The sequence below is a fragment of the Parapedobacter sp. SGR-10 genome, assembly GCF_011030405.1.
Taxonomy (GTDB): Bacteria; Bacteroidota; Bacteroidia; order Sphingobacteriales; family Sphingobacteriaceae; genus Sphingobacterium.
Genome location: NZ_JAAJTJ010000016.1, coordinates 41898 through 66389, shown reverse-complemented (window position 1 = coordinate 66389; position 24492 = coordinate 41898). Strand labels below are relative to the sequence as shown.

Sequence of the window (24492 nt, the reverse complement as noted above, 5' to 3'; positions counted from 1 at the left end):
GCTCCTATCGGCCTATTTTCACGTGGTAAATACCGCCCAAACGTGAAAGTCAGTAAAGACAGGGAAGTTTTCTTGGTATACCAGATAGCAGGTATGGATAAAACCCGTTGGCTTTTTTTGAAAAGACGGCATTAATCGCATGAATGGAACGCAGCTAACCCCAACACTTGAACAGTTCGGCATCTTTTGCTATAAAGCACTGGTATGGCTTTTTCTGGGCGTCGTCATCGGTGCTTTTGTAGCCACCATGCAGGGTTTCCTGCCCGTTTGGTTTATAGTTGTTTATCTTTTGGGATCGATTGGGCTGGGCTTGTTGTTTAGCCGCGTGTTTTTCCGGTATACCGACCGCAAACGACGTGCCCTGGCGCTAACGAGCGGCCTCGCTGCGCCGGCACGCATCGATGCGATCCGATTCGGCGGTGTGCGGATGTTGGAGACCCGCGAGCTGATGGTCATTCAGTTAACCGTGTTTCAACGGTCTGGCGCGCCCTACCAGACGACGGTACGCCAATTCCTGACGGTCGAAGAGGGCGACCCACTCCAGGAGGGATCGCTCGTCACGTTTTTTGAAGATCCGCATGACCCCGGATATGGCATGGTGTCAACTACCCTGCCGGTGGGCGAAATCCCGGCGGATATCAGGACGTTCCAGGCGGATAAGGTTTACCCGGAGCGGCGGAAAACCGGTCTGTGGCTCCTGGTGGGACGCAATCCGAACGGGCTGGCACGATCGGTAAGTTTCATCTTGATTTTAGCGTTGTTCGGCGCCGGGTTTATTTCACCATATACCGCGACGGGCAATGTGGACTGGCTCCGGCTGCGGCTTAGGTACTTTCCACAGAAACTGGTTTTTCAGGATAAAGGCAATTTCAATCCGGAAATGTTCAAAAAGGCCTATGACAAGGCAGTCGCCTATATCGGCGACCGTCGCATCGAATCGCTGCTTTTTTACAAGGACTTTACCGACATCCGGGTTGAGCCAACCGATGAACCGGGCCGTTTGCAAGGCGCGACCATCCGCGGCAACTCGGTCGGCACCCATTTCATCCATTACTCGCTGGATGATGAGGATCGCCTCTTCACCTTGGAGTCGGTCCGGTACGATGCCTTGAAAAAAGCGTTGGATGATGCGGCAAAAGACCATGACATCGCGGATATCATGTACATCGGTTTTCGCAAGGACATCCGGTGGAGCATGCCGGTGGCTCAGCGGGAACGCTATGTTGATATCCACATCGTGTTTGAGGGCGGCGAGACGTCGCTCGATTATCACGGCGAGACCGGTGAGCGGTTGCCGGACTAACCGTTGCGCTTCATTGCAGTGGCCGATCACGCCTTTCTTCCATACCACCGTTGCATGGCCGGCTTAATTTCAGTTAAACGATTGCCTAAACGCTAAAGGCGAAAGCTTTGTTTTTGCCTTAAAAAGTTTGCTGAACGACTGCGAATGCTCAAAGCCTAGTTCGTAAGCGATCTCGCTAACTGATAGGTTTGTCGTAGCTAATTTTTCTTTAGCCTTTTCAATCAACCGTTCGTGAATGTGTTGCTGCGTGTTTTGTCCGGTTAGCACCCGAAGCAAACTACCGAGATAACCTGCCGAAACGTTTAATTTTTCGGCAACGTATTGAACCGTCGGTAGACCTCTTGAAATCACATCGTCGCTATTGAAATAATCGGACAGCAATTTTTCCAAACGGGCCAAAATTTGATGATTCGTTTTTTCCCGCGTGATGAACTGGCGGTTGTAAAACCGCTCGGCATAGTTGAGCAATGCTTCGATATGCGAAATGATGATTTGCTTGCTGAATTTGTCGATGTTGGAATGATACTCTTGCCGAATGTTTGCTAAAATTCCGTCGAGTGTTTTTTCTTCTTTTTCGGAAAGGAACAAAGCCTCGTTTACCGAATAATCAAAAAACCCGTATTGTTTAATTCCACGTGCAAGCGGTGTGTTCCACAGGAAATCGGGGTGAATGAGCAACATCCACCCCGATCGTTTTTTTGCGACAGAATGCTGGTCGACTTGAACGCTGAAAACCTGATGGGGCGCGATAAAGAACATCATACCCTCGTCAAAATCATACGCCTGTTGTCCATATCTGAATTTTCCATCGATACCCCGCTTAATCGCGATTTGATAGAAATCGAAAATCCAGCTCACTTCGGTTCCAGTCGGGCGCTTTACGGAAGAATAGTCTACGATGCTGATCAGCGGATGCTCGGGCTTCGGCAGACCACGAAGCTGGTGAAATTGGCTGATTGTTTTTACTCTTGTTGGCTGTCGCTGCTCCATCACAAAATTAAAAATAGTTTTGCCGCATATCCTCCAATAATCCGAGGTGTTCAGGTTTCCAACCTAATTGTTCCTGCGTCTTTAAATGGATTGCCGGACTGTCAAAGGCGATAAATCCGCTCATCCATTCAAAATGTTTTACAATTTGTTCTTCCGACAAAGATACAAGGGGCAAACCCAATTTTTCGCCAATCAATTCGGCAATTTTTTTTACTTCAATGCCTGTGTCTCCAACAACGTTATACACCGCGCCCGTTGCCGATTTCTCGACGGCTAAGCGAAACGCCTCTGCTGCGTCCAATCGATGCACGGCAGTCCAACGGTTGGTGCCAGCTGCTGGATAAGCCGAAACCCCGTTTTTGCGCGCTTGCTCAATGATAAACGGAACGAAGCCCTTGTCGCCTTTGTCGTGAACGGACGGTGCCAAACGAATTACCGAGGCATGAACGCCCTTTTCTGCCAAAGCCAAAGCCGCAGTTTCGGAAAAACGCGGAAAACCCTGGGGGAGACGGCTTTCTTCGGTAATCACGCCATCAATGAGCGGCAAGCCTAAAATCCCTGCGGTGACGACCATCGCTTTGCTTGTCCCAATCAACACTTCGCCCATTGCTTCAATAGCTGCTTTGTCTATTGCTGCTGCCTTGGCGAATTGGTTAAAGTCGTGGAAAAAACCTGCGTGAATAACACCGTCAGCATTATTTGCGCCTTGTTTCAGGGTTTCCAAATCTTCCAGACTACCCAACAAAACCGCTGCACCTGCCTCACTGATTTTCTTTGCTGATTGTTCGGAACGTGCCAAGCCTACTACTTGATGTCCTGCCCGGGTTAGCGCGCTGACGACGGCTGAGCCGATAAAACCCGAAGCTCCTGTTACAAATACTTTCATTTTAGTTGTTTTTTGTTGATACAAAATTCTGCAATGACCAAAAAACAGGTGTAACCAAAACGACGGTTGTTGTAGTCGAAATGGAAGGGACACCCAGCATTAGGGCTGGTCCAATATGTGATCGCTGATTCTATCCCGAATGAACTAAAATGTGAGCCGATTACAAGTGTTATTCGGCTCATTACTTATGATGCTTTTTTAGGTCGATTTGACAAAATGGATGGACTTGTGGTTAAGACAAAACAGAAAAGCCCCGAAACGGGGAGGATCGTTTGATTTTAGAAAACTAGTAACCAAGTACAAGTAACTGTGTCAAAATCACGACACAGTTACTTTTCTTTCCAATGGAAAAGCCATTTTAAAAAAGGGTTCAGTTTGATTGGGGTGCAATGACCTCCTTCGTGTCCTCCAAACCTAGGACAAATTAGCGAACTTCTCTTAAGCTTACGGTTCTTTTCCTCCAGTTCGTTTACGCCTTTCAGCTCGCTAACGCAATTTGTAAAACGAGGCCGGATTAACTCCGTGTTCGTGCGTAATCTCCTGAACATTTTTTCCCACCACAAATACCTTAAGAACCTTGCTTATCTCGTTTATCTTTCATAATACACTGGTCAATTTGTAGGATTTCCAAATCAGGATGCTTTAATGCAAGTACCCTTTATCTATTTGAGTATTATATACCTGCCTATTCCTTTTTGTCTCGTTTTGAGGGTTAGGGTTAACACACTCCAAAATTTGTACATTTGTGTGTGAATTAAACTAAGGCAAAGGAAGTGACGCATGACTAAACACTCAGATAATAAACAGAAACATTGGGAAATATTTCAATCTCTTTTCAAACAGGTAGAGATTCCTGCAAAAACCATCCTATTGCAGGAAGGAAAAATTTCCAAAACGATGTACTTCATCGAAAAGGGTTGTTTGCGTACTTGGGTAAATAATGATGGTAAGGAAATTACTACGCATTTTTTTTTTGAAGGAGATAGTGTTTCTTCGATTGAGAGTTTCCGAACCCAACAGCCAAGTTTATATAGCATCGAAAGCATTGAACCCTGTGTTTTACAAGTCCTTTCCCAGAAAGATTTTCAATCGGTTGTTGAAAATTCACCCCAATTACAAAAACAATTTGAAGAGCATCTTTTTAAGCGATTGTTCGAAACCCAACAGCTTGCCTTTTCCTTTCTCAAAAACAACCCTCAAAAACGCTACGAAGCATTGATTGCGCAATATCCGCACATTGTACAGCGCATACCCCAACACTACATTGCCTCTTATTTGGGGATTACTTCCGTTTCCCTAAGCCGCATCCGAAATAGAAGATAACACGTATTTATTAACAATTGTTATCGCTCCAAACCTTATTCTGTTCTCAACTTTGCATTGTAATTAAACAATAAAAAATGAGGACCGTAATTGTATTTAATCATCCATACGAAGGAAGTTTCTGCAATGCCATTTTGAATGCAGTAACCAAAGGACTTCAAAAAAATGGTCACGAAGTGGATGTGATCAATCTTGACAAAGACCAGTTTGATCCAAGAATGACATCCGCAGATTTGAAAGCATTTGTGGCACATAGCGCAGTTGACCCGCAAGTTATCAGCTATCAGGCACGAATTAAAACTGCTGACCACCTCATTTTTATTTTCCCGATTTGGTGGGATATAATGCCTGCCACAACCAAAGGGTTTATTGACCGAGTGTTATCGCCTGGATTGGCCTATGACCATCATCCGAGAGGTTTCGGTCTAGTTCCGCTTTTACATCATTTAAAAAGCGTCACAGTTATTACTACGATGAATAAGCCAGGGATAGTGTATTCACTTCTGATGGGCAATTTAATCAAGAAAGTTATGATAAAAAGTGTTTTCAAAACGATGGGCTATCGAAATGTAGCTTGGATAAGCTATACATCAGTAAAAAGAGTAAAGCACGAAAAACGTCTGAAATGGCTGGTTCAGCTCGAAAATAAGTTCTCAAAATTTCATTAATCAAATCAATGCTATGTTATGAAGCCAAATAGAAATTATGTCACACCTTTTATCTCACTTTTATTTGTAGTAGTCGGCCTTTCGGGACTATTGATGTTTTTCCATTTATTTGAGGGATATACCGAGGTAGTGCACGAAGTGCTCGGCTTGTTCTTTACAATCAGTGCTGTTTTCCATATTTTACTCAATTGGAAAGCGCTGAAAATTCATTTTAAAAAAGCTGTGTTTTTGCCAGCATTGTTTGGCGTAATAATGATTACTTCTCTACTTGTTGTAATGGAAAGGCTATATCCGCCTGTGGATCTTCAAATAATGAATAGAATTATAAAAGCGCCTGTGCGTGATGCTTTTCAAGCATTAAATATCAACTATGAAGAAGCCAATATTAAATTAAAAGCAAAAGGTATTGCAATAGAAAATGCACAGTCTTTGGAAGATTTATGGAAGATGAATAATGCCGATGCTGAAGTAATCATAGACTTGCTCTTGGAATAGTTTGTGTATGTCAGGCGGTAACATTCAATTGAGCCCTACGCGAAAGTTTTTTGAGCTTTGTACGAAAACTATGCCTTTGTCCATTCGATAGCTTTGTGGTGTATTCATTCAAAATAAAAAATTATGATTATCGTTATGACTGGAGCGACCTCAGGTATAGGTGCTGAGGCTTTGAAAAATATAGCCCAATCACCAGACAACAAAATATACGTAGGTGCTCGTGGAAAAGGCCGGGAAGTGCCTGATGGTGTAAAAGTTTTACCATTAGAGCTTTCCTCTTTAAACAGCGTTCGTGAATTCGTAGATGTTGTAAAACAAGAATTAGGGGGAAAGAAAATTGATGTTTTAATATTGAATGCAGCCATTCGTGCTACTGATCCATCAGAGCTTAGTGAAGACAGATTTCAGTTAACATTTGCTACCAATCATTTAGCACACTATCTATTGGCGAGATTATTGTGGCCGCAAATGGATGATGAGGGCCGAATTGTTATCACAACCAGTGACACGCACGATCCAGAGATTGTACCATTTGGTCCTAAAAGTCTAAATCCAAGCGAACTGGCCTATCCCAACGAGCATAGTCCTAAGGGTATGCGGTTCTATGCATCGACCAAGCTTTGCAATTTACTCACAGCACGATCATTGGCTGCATTGAGCACAAAGGAAAACAAAAGCCTCGGTATTATGGCATTCAATCCTGGGTTAACCGGAGGAACATCCCTAATGGGCAAACAATCGGTGTGGATGAAGGCATTGGTTACGGTATTGGTACGACCAGTGCTCTCTATAGTGAGTGTATTTGTTCCTTTTTTGTATGTAGGCAAACCTAAAAATGCGGGAAAAATCCTAGCAGCGCTCGCTTTGGGTAAAAAATCACCTCCGGCGAATAAAATGTATGCATCCTTAGTGAGAGGTAAATTGACTTTCCCAACGCCATCTAAATTGGCATTAAATGACGAAGTTAGAGACTTGCTATGGAGAGAAAGTGCAAAAATGGTAAATCTTGATGTATAAATCTTTAAAGAATTATGGATAAAAAGGAAATAGCAACCCATCCATTTGTATTTACTATTGGAACAGACAAGAAAAAAGAGTCGGATCGATTTCTCTCAGAAAGTATCTTGGCTATGCAAATTGCAGGACAATTAACGCTTGAAACGAATAACGAAAAAGTAACGATGAAACCGGGAAACATCCTTTTGGTTCGCAAACATCAATTTGTAAAAGTCACAAAATCGCCATCAGATACGGAGCATCATAAAGCCATCTTACTAACACTCAATGAGGGAGTATTGAGAAACTATAGTCTAGAAAACCGTATTCAAAATACGGAAAAATATAATGGTCCCGAGAATGTGTTGTTTACCGACAATGCTTTTTTGGAGGGTTTTTTCTCTTCCTTACTTCCTTATACAAAGCAAATTATATCTACACCTTCCAGTCTAAATGATACGAAAATAAAAGAAGCCATTCAGCTATTGTTGGTCATAAAGCCTGAACTAAATAGTTTTTTATTTGACTTTTCTGAACCACATAAAATTGATCTAGAGAAGTTTATGTTAGCTAATTTCCAATTTAATGTACCAATTGAGCACTTTGCCAAATTAACCGGAAGAAGCCTGGCTGGATTTAAACGTGATTTTCAGAAAACATTTGATACTTCCCCTCGCCAGTGGTTACAAAGAAAGCGGTTAGAAGAAGCCTATTATCAGATTGAAAAGTACCATAAAAAACCATCCGCTATTTATTTAGATCTCGGATTTGAAAGCTTAGCACATTTCTCAGATTCGTTTAAGAAAATGTTTGGTGTGTTACCATCAAAACTGCAACAAAATGAATAAGGGAAAAAATCCGATAGCATTATCGGCAAAGAAGAGAAAATGGGTATTCCTGTTTTGCGGCTCACTATCGTTAATTTATTTATATACAGCTATGAAACCAACCGACGCAAACATAAGATTTATAAGCAATCCCGAGCTTGGGTGTATTTTGCCCAATAGCCAATGGAAGGGAAATCGCATAGACGAAAAAGGAAGGTTTAGCAATTTAAATCACCCTTATACGCCGACCTATTCCTCTATTTTAAAAATGATGAGTGAAAAAAATCCTCAAAGAAACGCTAAAAAGAATGACACCTTTCAACTACCGTTTATCGAAGATCTTAGTTTTTTAGACAATAAGGAAGACGTTGTGATTTGGTTAGGACACGCTACCTTTTTTATTCGGATCAATGGCATATCACTCATTACTGATCCTGTATTTGCGAATGTGAGTGTCTCCGAAAGAAAAAGCAAACTGCCATTTTCCCCCGATCTTTTGAGAAATTTAGATTATGTATTAATCAGTCACGATCATCGGGATCATTTAGATAAGAAAAGTCTTCTTCTAATCATCGAAAACAACCCAACTGCTGAAATACTCTCAGGACTTCGGATGGATGAATGGTTTAACAAAATGTTGGTTTCGCCAAAAACACAGCTTGCGGGGTGGTATCAACAATATCATACCGATACCTCCAAAGTTAAAATATACTTTTTGCCAGCACGCCATTGGAGTAGCAGAAATTTAACCGATGCCAATCAACATCTTTGGGGAAGCTTTATTATTCAGGATAACGAAAACACTCTATATTTCAGTGGAGATACGGGCTATGACAGTCATTTGAAAGAAGTGGCTACACTTTTTGGGGAAATTGACATTTGTATGATGGGCATAGGAGCTTACAAACCAGAGTGGTTTATGTCGCCCAACCATATTTCACCTTTAGATGCCATAAAAGCAGTAAATGAAATGCAAGTGAAAAATTTTATACCAATGCACTATGGAACGTTTGACCTAAGTGACGAGCCAATCGGCGAACCCATTGAACTCATTAAACAAGAAGAATTAAAAGGAACTTTGAAACCCAATTTAATTGACCTAAAAGTGGGAGAAAACTATTATTTCTAGACAAAAAACAATTATTATATTTTTATTAGAATGCCATTAATACAACTAATTCTATGAAATATTTTGTATGGATAAGTCAGGAGACTCAGTACAATGACTACACTGATGAAATTATTGACTTTTTCTGGAATAACGGTAATGAAGTGTATATCAGTACCAATTACCAAAAAACTAGCTATGAGCAAATCATTCAAAAATGTAATTGTATCGTTTTGTTAGACTTTCGCGATGTTTGTTTTACGAAGATTACTAGCGAATTCATAGACAACGTTTTCATAGGAAATGGCCAAAACAACTATTTGGTCTTTTCAAATAAGGGTGTTTACACAAGTTTGATTCCTTCTCCATATAAAATATTCCATTTCAATACATTAAGTAAGAGAAACCTGTCACATTTTTTTATTTGGTGTAACAGGCTACAGCTTTTTAAGTAGAACTCTATTAATTAGTTGAACATCTAATGAGCAATAAAATCATAGCTTCATTGGGTGATGATTTTTCACTAGACATCAACAACCCCCAAGAGCCGAAGATACTATGTGTCGGGAATAACCCCGACCGTCAAAACATCTATTCCTCCGCTTTGGGATTGTACAATTCAAGGATTGTAAAACTCATCAATAAGAAAGGACAGCTTCAAAGTTCCATTGTCATAGATGAGTTGCCCACAATTTATTTTAGGGGTTTGGATTTTATCAGTACAGCACGTTCCAATCGGATTTCGTCACTTTTTGGCATCCAAGACTATTCGCAGTTAACGAGGGATTACGGCGATAAAGAAAGTAAGGTAATTCAAAATCTGGTCGGTAATATCTTTAGTGGACAGGTCGTTGGAGAGACAGCAAAAACACTTTCTGAACGGTTCGGAAAGGTATTGCAGAAACGTCAGAGCATCACCATTAACCGCAATGATAAATCCACATCCATATCCACCCAATTGGACACCCTTATACCTGCATCCAAAATATCTACCTTAACACAGGGAATGTTCGTTGGGTCTGTTTCAGATAACTTCGATGAACGCATCGAGCAGAAAATCTTTCATGCCGAAATCGTGGTGGATAACGAAAAGGTTTCTGCCGAAACCAAAGCCTATAAGAAGATACCGCACATATTATCCTTTACCGATGAAAACGGCAACGACAACATGAAGCAGGTCATTGAAGCCAATTACAGGCAGGTCAAAGCGGACGTTATGCAGATTGTCGAAAGCGAAATGGAGCGCATCAAGAATGACCCCGATTTACAGTATTTAGTGCAACAGGAATAATTTTTTTATAAATTTCTTGTGTGATTAAAATATACATCGTAATATTGCGATATAAAGAAAAGGTTATGGGGCTTACCAAATCAGAAATATTTTCGGACGAACAGAATAGGCTGTCTTCGCTATTTAAGGTTTTGGCACATCCGGCAAGGATTGCTATACTTCAATATATCATCAATCAAAAAGCCTGTATTTGTAATGATTTGGTTGAGGAATTAGGTTTGGCGCAGGCAACCATTTCACAGCATTTAAAAGAGTTAAAGAACATCGGTATCATACAGGGAACTATTGAGGGTAAATCCGTTTGCTATTGCATTGATGAAAATATATGGAAAGAAATTCAAGCCGAATTGAACACTTTTTTTAATCAAGAAGTACAAGTAACCAAGTGCTGTACGTAGTGTTTTTTTAGGATATAACATCGTTATATTGCAATATATAGTTTACTTTTTTCATTTTTTTTAAATTCAGTTATTATGAAACTATCAAAAATCAAAGAAATCTTGCCAACATTGGACAATGTTGAATTTCAATTAGAGAGCGGAACATTTGTTCCCGAACATTTCCACGTTACGGAAATAGGGCAAATCACCAAACATTTTATTGATTGCGGTGGTGTAGTCCGTATAGAGAAAGCGGTAAACTTTCAACTGTGGGATGCCAACGACTATGAACACAGGTTAAAACCCACCAAACTATTGAACATTATCAAGTTATCAGAAGAAAAATTGGGAATGGAAGATGCCGAAATCGAAGTAGAATATCAAAGCGAAACGATTGGCAAATTTGACTTGGACTTTAACGGTCAGCATTTCATCCTAAAGAACAAACAGACGGCTTGTTTGGCAAGCGATGCCTGTGGCATTTCTGTCGAGAAGCAAAAAATAAACTTATCAGAACTGAACAGCACTTGTTGTACACCTAATTCGGGATGTTGCTAAAAACTAAAGACCAATCGTAATGTATAAAAATTTAGCTGAAACCATAAACGGGATTATTGACTTCCAAACCGTAAAAGAGGAACGTAAAACCACACTGCAACCGCTGATAGATTTTGTACGGCAAAAAGCAAACAACGGTGAGGATATAAACCTCAATTTTATCTGTACCCATAATTCACGAAGAAGCCATTTAGCACAGGTATGGGCGCAGTTGGCAAGTGCATACTTCAATATCCCGAACGTACATTGTTATTCGGGCGGTACGGAGGAAACGGCACTATTCCCGAAAGTGGCAGAAACATTGATCCATCAAGGCTTTACTATTTTCAAGATAACAGAGACCGATAATCCTGTATATGCCATAAAATACGGGGATAATGCGTTGCCTATTATTGGGTTTTCCAAACAATACGATAGCCCTTTCAACCCTGCATCGGCATTTGTCGCCATTATGACCTGTTCGCAGGCGGACGGTGGATGCCCATTCATTGCCGGAGCGGAAAAGAGAATACCCATCACATTTGAAGACCCCAAGATTTCGGACGGCTCACCCGAACAGGCACAGGTATATGCTGAAAGGAGTTTACAGATAGCGCAGGAGATGTTCTATGTTTTTTCAATGATTAAAAGTTAGCCGATGCAACCAAAACTAAAATTTCTTGACCGTTACCTAACGTTATGGATATTCCTTGCAATGGCGACAGGAATAGGATTAGGGTATTTCTTCCCGAGCATTTCCAATATTACAAATGCTTTATCCGCAGGCACTACCAATATTCCTTTGGCGATAGGGCTTATATTGATGATGTACCCCCCGTTGGCTAAGGTGGATTATTCATTGTTGCCCAAAGCCCTTAAAAACACCAAAGTAATCGGCATATCTTTATTGCTGAATTGGGTTATCGGCACACTATTGATGTTCGGTTTAGCCGTTCTGTTCTTACGGAACGAACCGGATTATATGACAGGTCTGATACTGATTGGCTTGGCAAGGTGTATCGCAATGGTCATCGTATGGAGTGACTTGGCAAAGGGTAATAGAGAATATACGGCATTATTGGTAGCATTGAACAGTATCTTTCAGATATTGACGTACAGCTTCTTTGTTTGGCTGTTCATCAATGTTCTGCCCAATAAATTAGGCTTAGCCGATTTCAACGTAACCGTATCAATGAAAGATGTAACCGAAAGCGTATTGATATACTTAGGTATTCCTTTCTTAGCAGGTTTTATAAGCCGTTACGCACTTGTAAAGTCAAAAGGTATAGAATGGTATAACCGCAAATTCGTTCCCAAAATATCACCCATTACATTATATGCTTTATTGTTTACCATAGTATTGATGTTCAGTCTGAAAGGTGATAAAATATTGGAGTTGCCAATGGATGTAGTAAAAGTAGCTATACCGCTTATCATCTATTTTGTACTGATGTTTTTCGTGAGCTTCTTTATCAGCAAATTCTTAAATGTTCCTTACGACAAAAACGCATCCATCGCATTTACAGCCACAGGAAATAATTTTGAATTGGCAATAGCCGTAGCAATAGCTGTTTTTGGCATTCATTCACCACAGGCATTTGTGGGCGTTATCGGCCCACTTGTGGAAGTTCCGGTATTGATATTATTGGTAAGAGCAAGTTTATGGTTAAAGGGAAAGTATTACACATAGAATAGGTATTTTTAAGGGATGAAACAAGAGTAGATATTTGAAAACTAATTTTTTTTACCTTTGCATAATGAAATATTTATCATTCATATTAGCTTTAATGGTGTTGGTGTTATCAACAGCACCTTGCTTTGTGGAAGATAAATGCCTTGACCTCGCACAACAAACAACAGACAGTCAAGAACAAGACAATGATGATTGCGGTATGGATTGTTGCTCCCCTTTTTCTAAATGTAATACCTGTACGGGGTTTGTAATAACGTCATTTTATTTTTCAATTGCTAACTCTTTCCAATTACCTGAAAAGAAATTAGGAGTAATAACTACGTCACCTATTTCTGACTTCCCCTATTCTATTTGGCATCCACCACAAATCGCTTAATGTATAGTGCTTCGGCACAAGTTAGTTAGTAACGATGCTTTGCATCGTAATTGTTTATTTCTTCACATTAAGCATCATTTTTACAATGAAAAAAATACTCATTGTGTCATTTTTCATGGCACTAAACCTTTGTGTATATGCACAAAATACATTAACCGCTGTCGTAAAAAGCAGTGGAAAGAAAGAACCTTTAATTGGCGTAACGGCATCTATAAAAGGCACTTCAATTGGAGCAACATCTAACGAGAACGGACAAATTACATTATTCAATATTCCTAATGGATTACAGGAAATACATTTTAGTTATATAGGCTTCAATGAACGTATTGATACATTAGAATTTCCATTAAAGGACACCAGTGTTATTGAAATCCTACTCAAAGAAAGTTCAGAGGAGTTAGACGAAATTGTCATATCCTCTACCAGAAGCACGAGAAGCATACAAAATATTCCTACCCGTATTGAATTTATCGGAGGTGAAGAATTGGACGAAAAAGGAAATATGAAAGCAGGGGATATTCGTATGCTTTTGAGCGAGAGTACAGGTATTCATGTCCAAACTACCTCACCCACAAGTGCCAATGCAAGTATTCGTATTCAAGGACTTGACGGGCGATATACGCAAATTTTAAAAGACGGTTTCCCGATTTATTCCGGTGCTTCAAGTGGGTTAGGTTTGTTGCAAATTCCACCGCTTGACTTAAAGCAGGTTGAAGTTATTAAGGGTTCAACATCTACGCTGTACGGTGGTGGAGCAATAGCAGGCTTGGTAAACTTAATTTCCAAGACACCAACGGAAGAAAGGGATTTGCGTTTTCATTTAAACGGAACATCGGGCAGAGGATTGGACATCAACGGTTTTTACGGACAAAAGTTTAATAAAATCGGAACAACAATATTCGCTTCGCACAACCGAAACGTAGCTTACGACCCTGCACAAATCGGACTTTCTGCCATTCCCCAATTTGAAAGGTATGTATTGAACCCCAAGTTATTTGTTTACTTCAATGATAAAACTAAAATGAACTTTGGCATCAACGCCACCATTGAAAACCGTTTGGGTGGCGACATGCTTTATATAAAGGGCAAAGCGGACAACACACACCAGTTTTTCGAGGAAAACAAAACACAGCGTTATTCCACACAATTTGTTTTTGACCATACAGTAAATGAAAACAGTTTTGTCCAAGTCAAAAACAGCGTAAGTTATTTTAACCGTAATACAGCTATTCCCAATTACGAGTTTGAGGGAACGCAAACAGCCACTTTTACGGAAGCGAGCTATACCCACAGCAAAGAAAAGTCTGAATGGATAACAGGTGTTAATATTTGGACGGATAACTTCAAAGAAAAACAAATTACCTCATTTCCGTTAAGGGATTACAATCAAACGACATTCGGGGCTTTCGTTCAAAATTCTTTTAGGGCTACGGACTGGTTTCAATTGGAAACAGGTTTAAGAACGGATTACGTGGTGGATTACGGGGCTGTTTTTCTACCAAGAGTATCGGCATTGTTCCATATTGCAAACGGATTGACTTCACGCATCGGGGGTGGATTTGGGTATAAAACACCAACCATTTTTACCGAAGAAAGCGAACGCATACAATATCAAAACGTTATGCCTATTGATGATAATACCAATAAATTAGAAAAGAGCTACGGTGCAAATGCAGACATCAATTACCGCACGAATATGGGCGATGACTGGACGTTCAGCATCAACCATTTATTCTTTTACACCTATTTAGACAATCCATTGTTGCTTCAAAATATGGCAACAAATACTTATCAGTTTATCAATTCATCGGGTTACATCCATACCAAGGGAACAGAAACCAATGTGAAAATCGGCTATGATGATTTGAAACTATTTTTGGGCTACACATTTACCGATACCCGATTGCTGGAAAACGGAACAAGTACCGAAAATCCATTGACCCCAAAACACCGTGTTAATTCCGTACTGATGTACGAAATAGAGGATAAATGGAAGATTGGTTTGGAAGCCTATTATTTCAGCCCTCAAAAGTTGAATGACGGTACAACTGGAAAGGACTATTGGATGTGTGGCTTTATGGCTGAAAAGATTTGGGAACGGTTCTCTTTGTATATCAACTTTGAAAACTTCCTTGATACAAGGCAGACACGTTTTGACAACATCTATACAGGCACAATAACCAACCCTGTTTTTAGAGACATCTATGCACCGTTGGACGGATTTGTAATTAATGGTGGAATAAAATTTAAACTTTAAAATATGAACAAAACCATATTCAATATTACCAAAATGGATTGCCCCAGTGAGGAGCAATTAATCCGTATGAAATTGCAGGATTTTGATACGGTAAAGTCATTGGAATTTGATATTCCAAACAGAAAGCTGAACGTTTATCATAAAGGAAACCCAGAGCCGATTTTATCGGCTTTGGAAACTTTGAACCTAAATACAACGTTGATTTCAACCGAAGCAAGCAGTACAGTTATTGAAACGGATACAAGCAATAGACAACGGAGGCTACTTTGGATGGTACTGGTTATCAACTTCGTTTTCTTTGGAGTGGAAATGTTGTTCGGTATTTTTTCCAACTCAATGGGATTGGTAGCGGATAGCTTGGATATGCTTGCCGATAGTATCGTCTACGCTTTGGCTCTGTTTGCTGTAGGGGGTACGGTCGCAAGAAAAAACAACATAGCCAAATTTGCAGGGTACTTCCAAATCTTGTTGGCTGTTATCGGTTTTGTGGAAGTAATAAGACGTTTTTTAGGTTTTGAAAAGATGCCCGATTTTCAAACGATGATTATCGTTTCAGTTTTGGCACTAATGGCAAATGTGCTTTGTCTTTACCTGTTACAAAAGAACAAAAGTAAGGAAGCCCACATGCAGGCAAGTATGATTTTCACATCGAACGATGTCATTATCAATTCGGGCGTTATCGTTGCAGGTCTCTTGGTTCATTGGCTTAATTCAAGCTACCCCGATTTGATTATCGGAGCAATTGTATTTGTAATTGTGGCAAGAGGGGCATATAGGATATTGAAGTTAGTAGAATAAGTCGTTATATTTTCAAGTGATAAGCAAGCTGTTTTAGAAATGCCCTTTTTCCGGCCAATTTTTTATTGTGGTTGGCGAAAAAGGGTATTTTGTAAATCCTGGAAAAGTGGATAGGTGGTTTTGCTCAGATAAGCAAAAAAATCTTAAAAATCACATAAAAAACCAATCTAATTTGTAACTTTGTTGCGTTGAAAAATTATAGAATACATATAGGCATTTTGACATTGTTCTGTTTGGTTTTCTTTATGATGCCAAGTCAGAGCTATGCCTGTTCCAAAAATTCAACAAAGACCGAGCAGTCTTCCTGCTCAAAGGAGAAATCCAAAAAATCAGAACATAAAAAAGGTTGCAAGGGCAAATCCTGTAAAAAATGCAAAAGTGACAAATGCGGGGGCGGCTGTTCACACAGCTCTTGCAGGTGCGGTGCTTCAACCACTTCCCTAAATGTCCCAACCATAATCGAATTAAAGGCAAAAAATCACTTAGCAGCAGCTAAAAAGCAAAAATTCGGTTTCAAAGAAGCCTACTATTCTTCGGGCTTTTTCTCCATTTGGCTACCGCCTAAAATAAGCTAAAACTATGGCCTGATAGCCATAGGTGTGTCCTGTCAGAAGCTGTTCCGGCTTTTGCAAATCCCCTATTTGTATCATTTACTTAAAATTTAAAACAGAAACGGGTTTATCAATCCCCCGTTTCTCAAAATGTAATTATTATGAAATCATTATCAAAAATAGTGATGGTAATCGCCGTGTTACTATCATCAATAAACGGCTTCGCACAAATCAAGAATGCGAAAACAGAAACCGTAAAGATTTACGGCAATTGTGGTATGTGCAAAACCACCATCGAAAAAGCAGGTAACGTAAAAAAGGTAGCCAGCGTGGACTGGAACAAAGATACCAAGATGGCTACGCTCACCTATGACGGCGACAAAACAAATCAGGATGAAATCCTGAAACGTATTGCTTTGGCTGGTTATGACAGTGAGAAGTTCCGTGCGCCGGATGACGTATATGCTAAACTGGCTGGTTGCTGCCAGTATGATAGACCCGTGAAGACGGTTGCCAAAAACAAAGAGGCGGGAATGGACATGAATGCCGGACATGGCAATCACGACCATGGCCAAATGGCAGCATCCGCTAACAAAGATGCAGCCCAAAACCAATCACAGCTAAAAGCTGTATTTGACAACTACTTTTCAGTGAAAGATGCTTTGATAAAAACCGATGCGGCGACCGCATCTGCCAAAGCCGCTGAATTGGCTGCATCCCTTAAAGCAGTCGATATGAATAAGCTATCGGCAGAGGAACATACGGCTTGGATGAAAGTGATGCAGGACTTGACGGCCAATGCGGAAAGCATTTCAAAATCAAAAGATGTTGCAAAACAAAGAAGTGCTTTTGCGGCACTTTCGGGAAGCATCTACACACTGGCCAAAGTGTCTAAACAGGATACTCCCGTTTATTACCAGCACTGCCCTATGTACAATGGAGGTAAGGGAGCCAATTGGCTAAGTAAAGAGAATGCTGTTAAAAACCCATATTACGGCTCACAGATGCTTACCTGCGGCAGTACGGTCGAAACCATTAAATAACAGGTCTGAAAGCTATGGTACAGTACAATGACATGGTGCAGGCGCTTAAAGACCTAAGACAGCGTGGATACAGTATGGACTTTAGTCTGTTGCCGGACTGCCTGTACTGTGCGTCAAGGAGCCTGAAACTAAAACCGGAGGATTTTACGGTTACGGAAACCCATAGGTTTGAAAGCCTCGACAGCAGTCCTGATAACAATGCCGTGATTTATGCCATATCGTCCAATGATGGTAAGAATAAAGGCGTACTTGTGGATGCCTATGGTGCTTATGCCGAAGAAATGACCCATGAGATGGCAAAAAAATTAAGTGCAACATAACTTTTAAAACCCCTTATTATGAAAAAATACACGTGTCCCATGCACCCGCAGGTGCTAAAAGACGAACCAGGCAAATGCCCGCTTTGTGGCATGGCACTGGTTCCCGTTGGCGGTAGCTCAGTTTCTCATGTACAAAAATCAGGACATGGGCATTCCGGGCATTCTCATCATAACCAAGCCAGAGATAGCTTTAACAAACATGAGGGGCATCATACAGGCGATTTTCTCGCTCGTTTTTGGATAAGCCTCGTCATTACAATCCCTATCCTGCTCCTGTCACACATGATACAGCAATGGTTGGGTTTCAGCCTTGCTTTCAATGGAGATAAATATGTGCTGCTGGCATTGGGTACAGTGATTTATAGCTATGGAGGCTTGCCGTTCCTAAAGGGAATGATTGGCGAGGTGAACGCCAAAGCCATAGGGATGATGACACTTGTTGCTATCGCTATATCCGTAGCCTATGTCTATTCCGTAGCCGTTGTATTTGGCTTGCAGGGCATGGACTTCTTTTGGGAACTGGCTACGCTTATCGACATCATGCTGTTAGGGCATTGGCTGGAAATGCGTTCCCAAATGGCTGCTTCACGGGCTTTGCAATCATTGGTTGCTTTGCTGCCTAACGATGTCACGGTGGAGCGAAACGGAGAAGCGGTAAAAATAAAGCTTGAAGACCTGCAAAGCGGTGAAACGGCTATCATAAAACCGGGTGAAAAAATTCCAGCCGATGGATTGGTACTGGAGGGGCTTTCGTATATCAACGAGAGCATGCTTACCGGAGAAAGTATTCCCGTGAAAAAGGAAAAGGACGGAAAGGTCATCGCAGGCTCTATCAATGGCGATGGTGCGCTGAAAGTTAAGGTAACAGCCGTTGGAAAAGACAGCTACCTGAACAGGGTTATCAATCTTGTGCAGGAGGCACAAGCTACTAAGTCCAATACGCAAAACCTTGCGGACAAAGTTGCCAAATGGCTCACCTTTATTGCCATTGCCGTTGGCATAGGCACATTTGCCTATTGGTATGCAAGCAGTGGAGATATTGCCTTTGCGCTTGAAAGAATGGTGACGGTAATGGTAACGGCCTGCCCGCACGCATTGGGCGTGGCTATCCCGTTGGTGGTCGCCATTTCCACAACGCTATCGGCGACCAATGGTCTGCTCATCCGCAACCGCACAGCATTTGAAACCACCCGAAAACTTTCCACTGTCATTTTTGATAAGACCGGAACGCTCACCAAAGGTTCCCATGCCGTAGAAAAGGTTATACCGTTAACAGACGAATATAATGCCGATGAGGTTATCCAGTATGCTGCCGCAGTACAGCAAAATTCGGAACACCATATCGCCAAAGGCATTATGGCTACATTGAAAGAAAAGAGCCTTGCCTTATGGAAGTCTGAAAACTTCAGCTATATGCAGGGCATAGGTGTTAAAGGTGTTGTGAACGGGAAAAATGTCGTAGCTGGCGGCCCGAATTATTTCACCGAAAACCACCTTTCCCTGCCTGAAATTCCAAACGAAATCAATCAAGAGGCCGAAACGGTCAACTTTGTCCTCATTGATGACCGGGTAATCGGCATCTTTACTTTGGCAGACAGCATCCGTGAGGGTTCGGCACAGGCGATTGAGGAACTCAAAAAAATGGGCATCAAGTCCTTTCTGCTCACCGGGGACAACGACAGGATTGCTGCTGCCGTAGCCGGAAAATTGGGTATGGACGGGTATTTGGCTAATGTGCTTCCGCACAACAAGCAGGAGAAAGTAAAGGAGTTTCAGGCAAAAGGCGAAATCGTAGCAATGACTGGTGATGGTGTAAATGATGCACCTGCACTGGCACAGGCAGATGTGGGCATTGCCGTGGGTTCCGGTACGGACGTGGCTGCCGAAACAGCGGATATCATATTGGTAGACAGCGACCCGAGGGATGTGGTCAAACTGATTGACTTCGGCAAACTTACCTACAAAAAGATGGTACAGAACCTGATATGGGCGGTTGGCTACAACGTGGTGGCAATACCGCTTGCGGCAGGCGTACTCTATCCGAATTTTGTTTTAAGTCCCGCTATGGGTGCTGTGCTTATGAGTGTAAGCACCATTGTAGTGGCTATTAACGCAAGTTTTTTAAAAATCAAAAAATAAATAAAAATGAAAAATCTAACATTATCAATCATTGCTGTTATCATGGCATTTGTAACAGTATCATGCAATCAGGCATCCAACAAAAACGAGCAGTCTTCAAGTGATACTGCTGTTGTATCACTTGAACAGTCAGCTTCCCAACCAAAAGAGGATGATACGGTAGCTGCGCCCGTTGTGAGTGAAACTCCGAGCGGTCAGGAAGCAAAAGCAACAGGAAAAGAAGAAGCAAAAAACTTTTCTATTGCGCCCATAGTTACCGATTATCTGTCCTTAAAGAACGCCCTTGTTTCGGACGATGACAAAGCTGCCGCCAGTTCAGGGAAAAAGCTGTTAGCTACCCTGAATAAAGTGGACATGAAAGCCGTTCCTGCCGATAAGCACAAAAAGTACATGGACATAGCGGACGATGCTAAAGAACACGCAGAACATATCGGGGAAAATGTCGGCAACATCCACCACCAGCGGGAACATTTGGCCTCGCTTGGCGAAGATTTGAAAGACCTGATTGATTTGTTCGGTACATCGCAAACATTGTATCAGGACCATTGCCCGATGTTCAATGACGGTAAGGGTGCTGTTTGGTTCAGCGAAAACAAGGAAATCAAAAACCCTTACTACGGTTCTAAAATGCTGACCTGCGGTAAGGTGGAAAAAACAATTAACAGCAAATAAAATTCAGGGTTATGGAAAATATGCAAAACAGTCACCATGCGGGTCATTCCTCGGAGCATGGCACGCACAATACAAAACATGCTTCGGCCATGTACAAACGCTTTGCGGTGATGGCTGTCGCAATGTTCGCAGTGATGTATTTTATCATGTACGCCATGATTGACGGGTGGCAGAACCTGATACCCAATATCAACAATTTGTACATGACCCTGCTGATGACCTCGGCAATGCTGCTTATCGAATTAGCGATAATGAAAGTAATGTACCCCAACAGGAAGATGAATTGGGCGATAGCCATCATCTCGGTTGCTGTTGGCATCTTTTCATGGTTTGGTATCAGGGAACAAATCAATGTCGGGGACAAGCAGTTTGCAAAGGGTATGATACCCCATCACGCAGCAGCCATATTGATGTCCGAAAAGGCACACCTGACCGACCCGGAACTGATAGAGCTGCAAAAAAATATACTTAAAACCCAAGCGGAAGAAATTGAACTAATGAAGCGCAAGCTAAAAGAGTTTGAAGAAAGTAAATAATAAAATTTAAAAAAACAAGTTTGGACATGAACAAAATAATAATTGGCTTTATTTCCTTATTAACCCTGCTATTCACCGCTTGCGGTCAGGCGGGGTCAAATAAGGATGAAGCGGAACAGCAGCATTCGCAGGCAACTCCGGAAAGCAACGGACATACTACCCAAATAGGTGAATTGGTTCCATCGGATGAAGTCTGCATGGTCAACGATGCCTATATCGGCAAAAAGCAGTTTGAAGTAAAATTTGATGGTAAAACCTATTACGGATGTTGCGAAATGTGTAAGGAACGTATTCCAAAAGATGCGACCGTGCGGATGGCGATAGACCCCTATTCCCATAAGCAGGTAGACAAAGCTAATGCGGTGATTGCTGTGACAGGAAATAACGGTGAAGTTTCTTATTTTGAAAACAAGGAGAATTATGCCAAGTATGTGAAAAAACAGTAGACACAAAAAGATGAAGCCACAATAAAATAATTATGACCATAAAGAAGAAAATCATATTGGGGCTGGCTGTCGTCCTGATTGCCATACAGTTCTTTCAGCCCTTACGGAACCAGGCGGTTGAAGTGCCAGCCACCCATATCGAAAGGGTGTACGCCGTACCCCAAAATGTAAAGGCTATCCTTGTTCAGTCCTGTTATGACTGCCATAGCAACAATACCCATTATCCGTGGTACAGCCGTATCCAGCCCGGCGCATGGTACATGGCAGAGCATATAAAAAAGGGGAAAGAGGAACTCAACTTTAGCGAATTTGGCGACTATTCTGTCCGCAGGCAGCGAAACAAGTTCAGGGCTATGGCCGGGCAGGTTAAGGACGGGGAAATGCCGTTGTCATCATACACACTAATTCATCGCAATGCAGTATTGTCACCGGAGGATAAGCAGGTTTTGATAGCGTGGTTTAGCACAATGGAAGACAGCATTAAATAAAATTTTTCAAATCATGAACAGATATAATAAAATACCTATAAGAATTTTGCAAACAGTGCTGATACTGCTTTGCACGCAAACGCTGTTTGCACAGAGAGTGGTGCATTACGAGCTGTATGTAAAAGATACGCTTGTCAACTATGCAGGTAAGCAAAAAAGGGCAATTGCCGTAAACGGGCAAATCCCCATGCCCACCCTTACCTTTACCGAGGGCGACACTGCCGAAATAGTGGTGCACAACCAATTGAAAGAAAGCACATCACTTCACTGGCATGGTGTGTTCCTGCCCAATAAAGAAGACGGTGTGCCCTGGCTTACACAAAAACCCATCGCACCGGGCACAACCTACACCTACCGTTTTCCGATTATCCAGCATGGTACGCACTGGTACCATTCCCACTCAGGATTGCAGGAGCAGATTGGCATGTACGGAAGTTTTATCATGAAGAAACGGGAGGATGACAAGACATTTAGAAAAGGGATTGACGATTTGCCGACCGTACCCCTTATCCTAAGCGAATGGACAAATTACAACCCCAACAACATCAACCGGATGCTGCACAATGCCAACGATTGGGCGGCTATCAAAAAGAACGCTACGCAGTCATACGTTGAAGCCATTAAAGAGGGAAAATTTGGCGTGAAAGTGACCAATGAGTGGAAGCGGATGCTGGCAATGGATGTGAGCGATGTATATTATGATAAAATCCTTATCAATGGCAGCAATGCACCGGAGCTAAAAACGGTTGACGGCAAAACCTTAAAGGCAGGGGACAAAGTACGGCTTCGCATATCCAACGGCGGTGCATCTTCCTATTTCTGGCTGCGCTATGCCGGAGGTAAGATTACCGTGGTCGCCAGTGATGGTAACGATGTGGAGCCTGTCGAAGTGGACAGGTTAATCATTGCCGTATCGGAAACCTATGATGTGGTCATTACCATCCCCGAAGACGGATTGGCGTATGAGTTTTTGGCGACCACCGAGGATAGGACACAATCGGCGAGCTACTTTATCGGTAACGGTGTCAAACAGCTTATTTCTCCGCTGCCACGACTGAAGTATTTCGAGGGGATGAAGATGATGAACGACATGATGAAGATGAACGGCGATTTGGACGATATGGGCATGAAGATGAGCCTGAACCAAATGGATATGAACGTGGTCATGTACCCCGAAATAACCGGGGAAGCAGGAAAGAAAGCAGACCATAGCAAGCACGAGGGTATGAATATGGACAGCGACCCCAACCGTTACAATGCAAATGCTTTGGGAGATATTGTTACCTTAAACTATGCCATGCTCAAATCTCCCTACAATACTACGCTTCCCAAAGATGCGCCCGTAAAGGACATAAAATTTACCCTTACCGGAAATATGAACCGCTACGTTTGGAGCATGGACAACAGGATACTTTCTGAAACGGACAAAATACCCGTTAAGAAAGGCGAAGTACTGCGCATCACTATTTATAACAACTCCATGATGCGCCACCCGATGCACCTGCATGGATTTGATTTCCGGGTACTGAACGGCAAAGGTGAAAATGCACCTATGAAAAATATCATTGACATTATGCCGATGGAAACGGACACCATCGAGTTTGCCGCCAATGAGGAGGGCGATTGGTTCTTTCACTGCCATATCCTGTACCACATGATGGCGGGAATGAATAGGGTTTTCGAAGTTGGGGATTACAATAACCCCTATCTACCAGATAAGGCAAAAGCCTATAAAGAATTACAAAGAGAAAGTAATATGCCCCACTTTATGGCACAAAACGATTTTGCAACTAATGGTAATGATGGAGAAGCTATGCTGATGAATGCACGCTATCAATTAGGAACAGAATGGCGTTTAGGTTATAATAGTATGCATGGCTATGAAATAGAAACGCATTTAGGTCGCTACATTGGAAAGATGCAGTGGTTTATGCCCTTTGTAGGTTTTGATTATCGCTACCGGAAAATGGGAGAAGATGAACACGAAAAGAACCTATTTGGACAAACCAATAAGAAAGATACTCGGAGAGCGTTCAGCTTAGGGTTTATGTACACATTACCGATGCTCGTCAATTTTCAGGCTGAAGTATATCACGACGGAATTGTGAGATTTCAGTTAATGCGTGAAGATATACCAATTTCAAAAAGATTAAGAGCAGGTTTTATGGTGAATACCGACTTAGAATATATGGGAGAGTTCAGGTATATCATTAATAAGAACATCGGCATACGTACTCACTACGATAGTGATATGGGTTTTGGCGTAGGACTTGCTTTGACTTATTAAAAATAAATAATTAAGGTTGTAAAATGCAAATCGCAGAAACATCGGTATGAAATGCAGTTTTTGATGCAGGTGAAATTTTCTA

At 41.7% G+C, this 24492-nt stretch carries 24 protein-coding genes and 1 pseudogene; 23 read left to right on the top strand and 2 right to left on the bottom strand.

What is annotated here, in order from left to right:
- Positions 1-139: 139 nt before the first annotated feature.
- Positions 140-1303, top strand: a complete 1164-nt coding sequence (locus G5B00_RS12145; protein WP_163875564.1) for a hypothetical protein — start codon at positions 140-142, stop codon at positions 1301-1303.
- A gap of 69 nt (positions 1304-1372) precedes the next feature.
- On the opposite strand, the gene G5B00_RS12140 is transcribed toward G5B00_RS12145, so the two are convergent.
- On the bottom strand, positions 1373-2293 hold the full coding sequence (locus G5B00_RS12140) for a helix-turn-helix domain-containing protein (protein WP_079718779.1): 921 nt from the start codon (positions 2291-2293) through the stop codon (positions 1373-1375).
- Between the two features lie 7 nt (positions 2294-2300).
- Positions 2301-3179, bottom strand: a complete 879-nt coding sequence (locus tag G5B00_RS12135) for an SDR family oxidoreductase (protein ID WP_163875561.1) — start codon at positions 3177-3179, stop codon at positions 2301-2303.
- Positions 3180-3959: 780 nt separating this feature from the next.
- On the opposite strand from G5B00_RS12135, the gene G5B00_RS12130 reads away from it, so the two are divergent.
- The 22 genes and pseudogenes from G5B00_RS12130 to G5B00_RS12020 all read left to right on the top strand — a co-directional run bounded on the left by G5B00_RS12130 (position 3960) and on the right by G5B00_RS12020 (position 24410).
- Positions 3960-4502 (top strand): Crp/Fnr family transcriptional regulator, encoded by a 543-nt coding sequence (locus tag G5B00_RS12130; RefSeq protein ID WP_163875558.1) that lies wholly within the window; start codon positions 3960-3962, stop codon positions 4500-4502.
- A 77-nt stretch (positions 4503-4579) separates the two neighbouring features.
- Complete coding sequence (locus G5B00_RS12125) at positions 4580-5170, top strand: NAD(P)H-dependent oxidoreductase (RefSeq protein WP_163875556.1); 591 nt, start codon at positions 4580-4582, stop codon at positions 5168-5170.
- An 18-nt stretch (positions 5171-5188) separates the two neighbouring features.
- Complete coding sequence (locus tag G5B00_RS12120) at positions 5189-5665, top strand: DUF4405 domain-containing protein (protein ID WP_163875553.1); 477 nt, start codon at positions 5189-5191, stop codon at positions 5663-5665.
- A 123-nt stretch (positions 5666-5788) separates the two neighbouring features.
- A complete protein-coding gene (locus G5B00_RS12115) occupies positions 5789-6682 on the top strand; it encodes an SDR family NAD(P)-dependent oxidoreductase (RefSeq protein WP_163875550.1) in 894 nt (297 codons plus the stop codon).
- A 14-nt stretch (positions 6683-6696) separates the two neighbouring features.
- Positions 6697-7509 carry an AraC family transcriptional regulator gene (locus tag G5B00_RS12110; protein WP_163875547.1) on the top strand — a complete coding sequence of 271 codons (813 nt, stop codon included), beginning with the start codon at positions 6697-6699 and terminating at the stop codon, positions 7507-7509.
- Positions 7502-8617, top strand: a complete 1116-nt coding sequence (locus G5B00_RS12105) for an MBL fold metallo-hydrolase (protein ID WP_205966408.1) — start codon at positions 7502-7504, stop codon at positions 8615-8617. The genes G5B00_RS12110 and G5B00_RS12105 overlap by 8 nt, the downstream gene beginning before the upstream one ends.
- Positions 8618-9110: 493 nt before the next feature.
- A pseudogene (locus tag G5B00_RS12100) lies at positions 9111-9887 on the top strand (TraM recognition domain-containing protein); the annotation flags it as partial.
- A gap of 65 nt (positions 9888-9952) precedes the next feature.
- On the top strand, positions 9953-10285 hold the full coding sequence (locus G5B00_RS12095) for an ArsR/SmtB family transcription factor (RefSeq protein ID WP_163875623.1): 333 nt from the start codon (positions 9953-9955) through the stop codon (positions 10283-10285).
- A gap of 75 nt (positions 10286-10360) precedes the next feature.
- Positions 10361-10825, top strand: a complete 465-nt coding sequence (locus tag G5B00_RS12090; protein WP_163875544.1) for a DUF6428 family protein — start codon at positions 10361-10363, stop codon at positions 10823-10825.
- Positions 10826-10844: 19 nt separating this feature from the next.
- Positions 10845-11459, top strand: coding sequence for a low molecular weight phosphatase family protein (locus G5B00_RS12085; protein WP_163875541.1), 615 nt, complete (start codon positions 10845-10847; stop codon positions 11457-11459).
- Between the two features lie 3 nt (positions 11460-11462).
- Positions 11463-12494, top strand: coding sequence for an ACR3 family arsenite efflux transporter (gene arsB / locus G5B00_RS12080; RefSeq protein WP_163875538.1), 1032 nt, complete (start codon positions 11463-11465; stop codon positions 12492-12494).
- Positions 12495-12561: 67 nt separating this feature from the next.
- On the top strand, positions 12562-12873 hold the full coding sequence (locus G5B00_RS12075; protein WP_163875535.1) for a hypothetical protein: 312 nt from the start codon (positions 12562-12564) through the stop codon (positions 12871-12873).
- A gap of 85 nt (positions 12874-12958) precedes the next feature.
- On the top strand, positions 12959-15130 hold the full coding sequence (locus tag G5B00_RS12070; RefSeq protein WP_163875532.1) for a TonB-dependent receptor: 2172 nt from the start codon (positions 12959-12961) through the stop codon (positions 15128-15130).
- 3 nt (positions 15131-15133) lie between these two features.
- Positions 15134-15928 (top strand): cation transporter, encoded by a 795-nt coding sequence (locus G5B00_RS12065; protein WP_163875529.1) that lies wholly within the window; start codon positions 15134-15136, stop codon positions 15926-15928.
- 712 nt (positions 15929-16640) lie between these two features.
- A complete protein-coding gene (locus G5B00_RS12055; RefSeq protein WP_163875526.1) occupies positions 16641-17522 on the top strand; it encodes a DUF3347 domain-containing protein in 882 nt (293 codons plus the stop codon).
- A 14-nt stretch (positions 17523-17536) separates the two neighbouring features.
- On the top strand, positions 17537-17842 hold the full coding sequence (locus G5B00_RS12050; RefSeq protein ID WP_002981094.1) for a hypothetical protein: 306 nt from the start codon (positions 17537-17539) through the stop codon (positions 17840-17842).
- A gap of 18 nt (positions 17843-17860) precedes the next feature.
- Positions 17861-19981 carry a heavy metal translocating P-type ATPase gene (locus G5B00_RS12045; RefSeq protein WP_163875523.1) on the top strand — a complete coding sequence of 707 codons (2121 nt, stop codon included), beginning with the start codon at positions 17861-17863 and terminating at the stop codon, positions 19979-19981.
- Between the two features lie 6 nt (positions 19982-19987).
- Complete coding sequence (locus tag G5B00_RS12040; protein ID WP_163875520.1) at positions 19988-20653, top strand: DUF3347 domain-containing protein; 666 nt, start codon at positions 19988-19990, stop codon at positions 20651-20653.
- A gap of 11 nt (positions 20654-20664) precedes the next feature.
- Positions 20665-21189 carry a DUF305 domain-containing protein gene (locus tag G5B00_RS12035; protein WP_002993268.1) on the top strand — a complete coding sequence of 175 codons (525 nt, stop codon included), beginning with the start codon at positions 20665-20667 and terminating at the stop codon, positions 21187-21189.
- Positions 21190-21215: 26 nt separating this feature from the next.
- Entirely contained in the window at positions 21216-21635 is a 420-nt protein-coding gene (locus tag G5B00_RS12030) for a hypothetical protein (protein WP_070566707.1), read from the top strand.
- A 32-nt stretch (positions 21636-21667) separates the two neighbouring features.
- Complete coding sequence (locus G5B00_RS12025; protein ID WP_070566710.1) at positions 21668-22123, top strand: heme-binding domain-containing protein; 456 nt, start codon at positions 21668-21670, stop codon at positions 22121-22123.
- 13 nt (positions 22124-22136) lie between these two features.
- Positions 22137-24410, top strand: coding sequence for a multicopper oxidase family protein (locus G5B00_RS12020; protein ID WP_163875517.1), 2274 nt, complete (start codon positions 22137-22139; stop codon positions 24408-24410).
- Positions 24411-24492 lie beyond the last annotated feature (82 nt).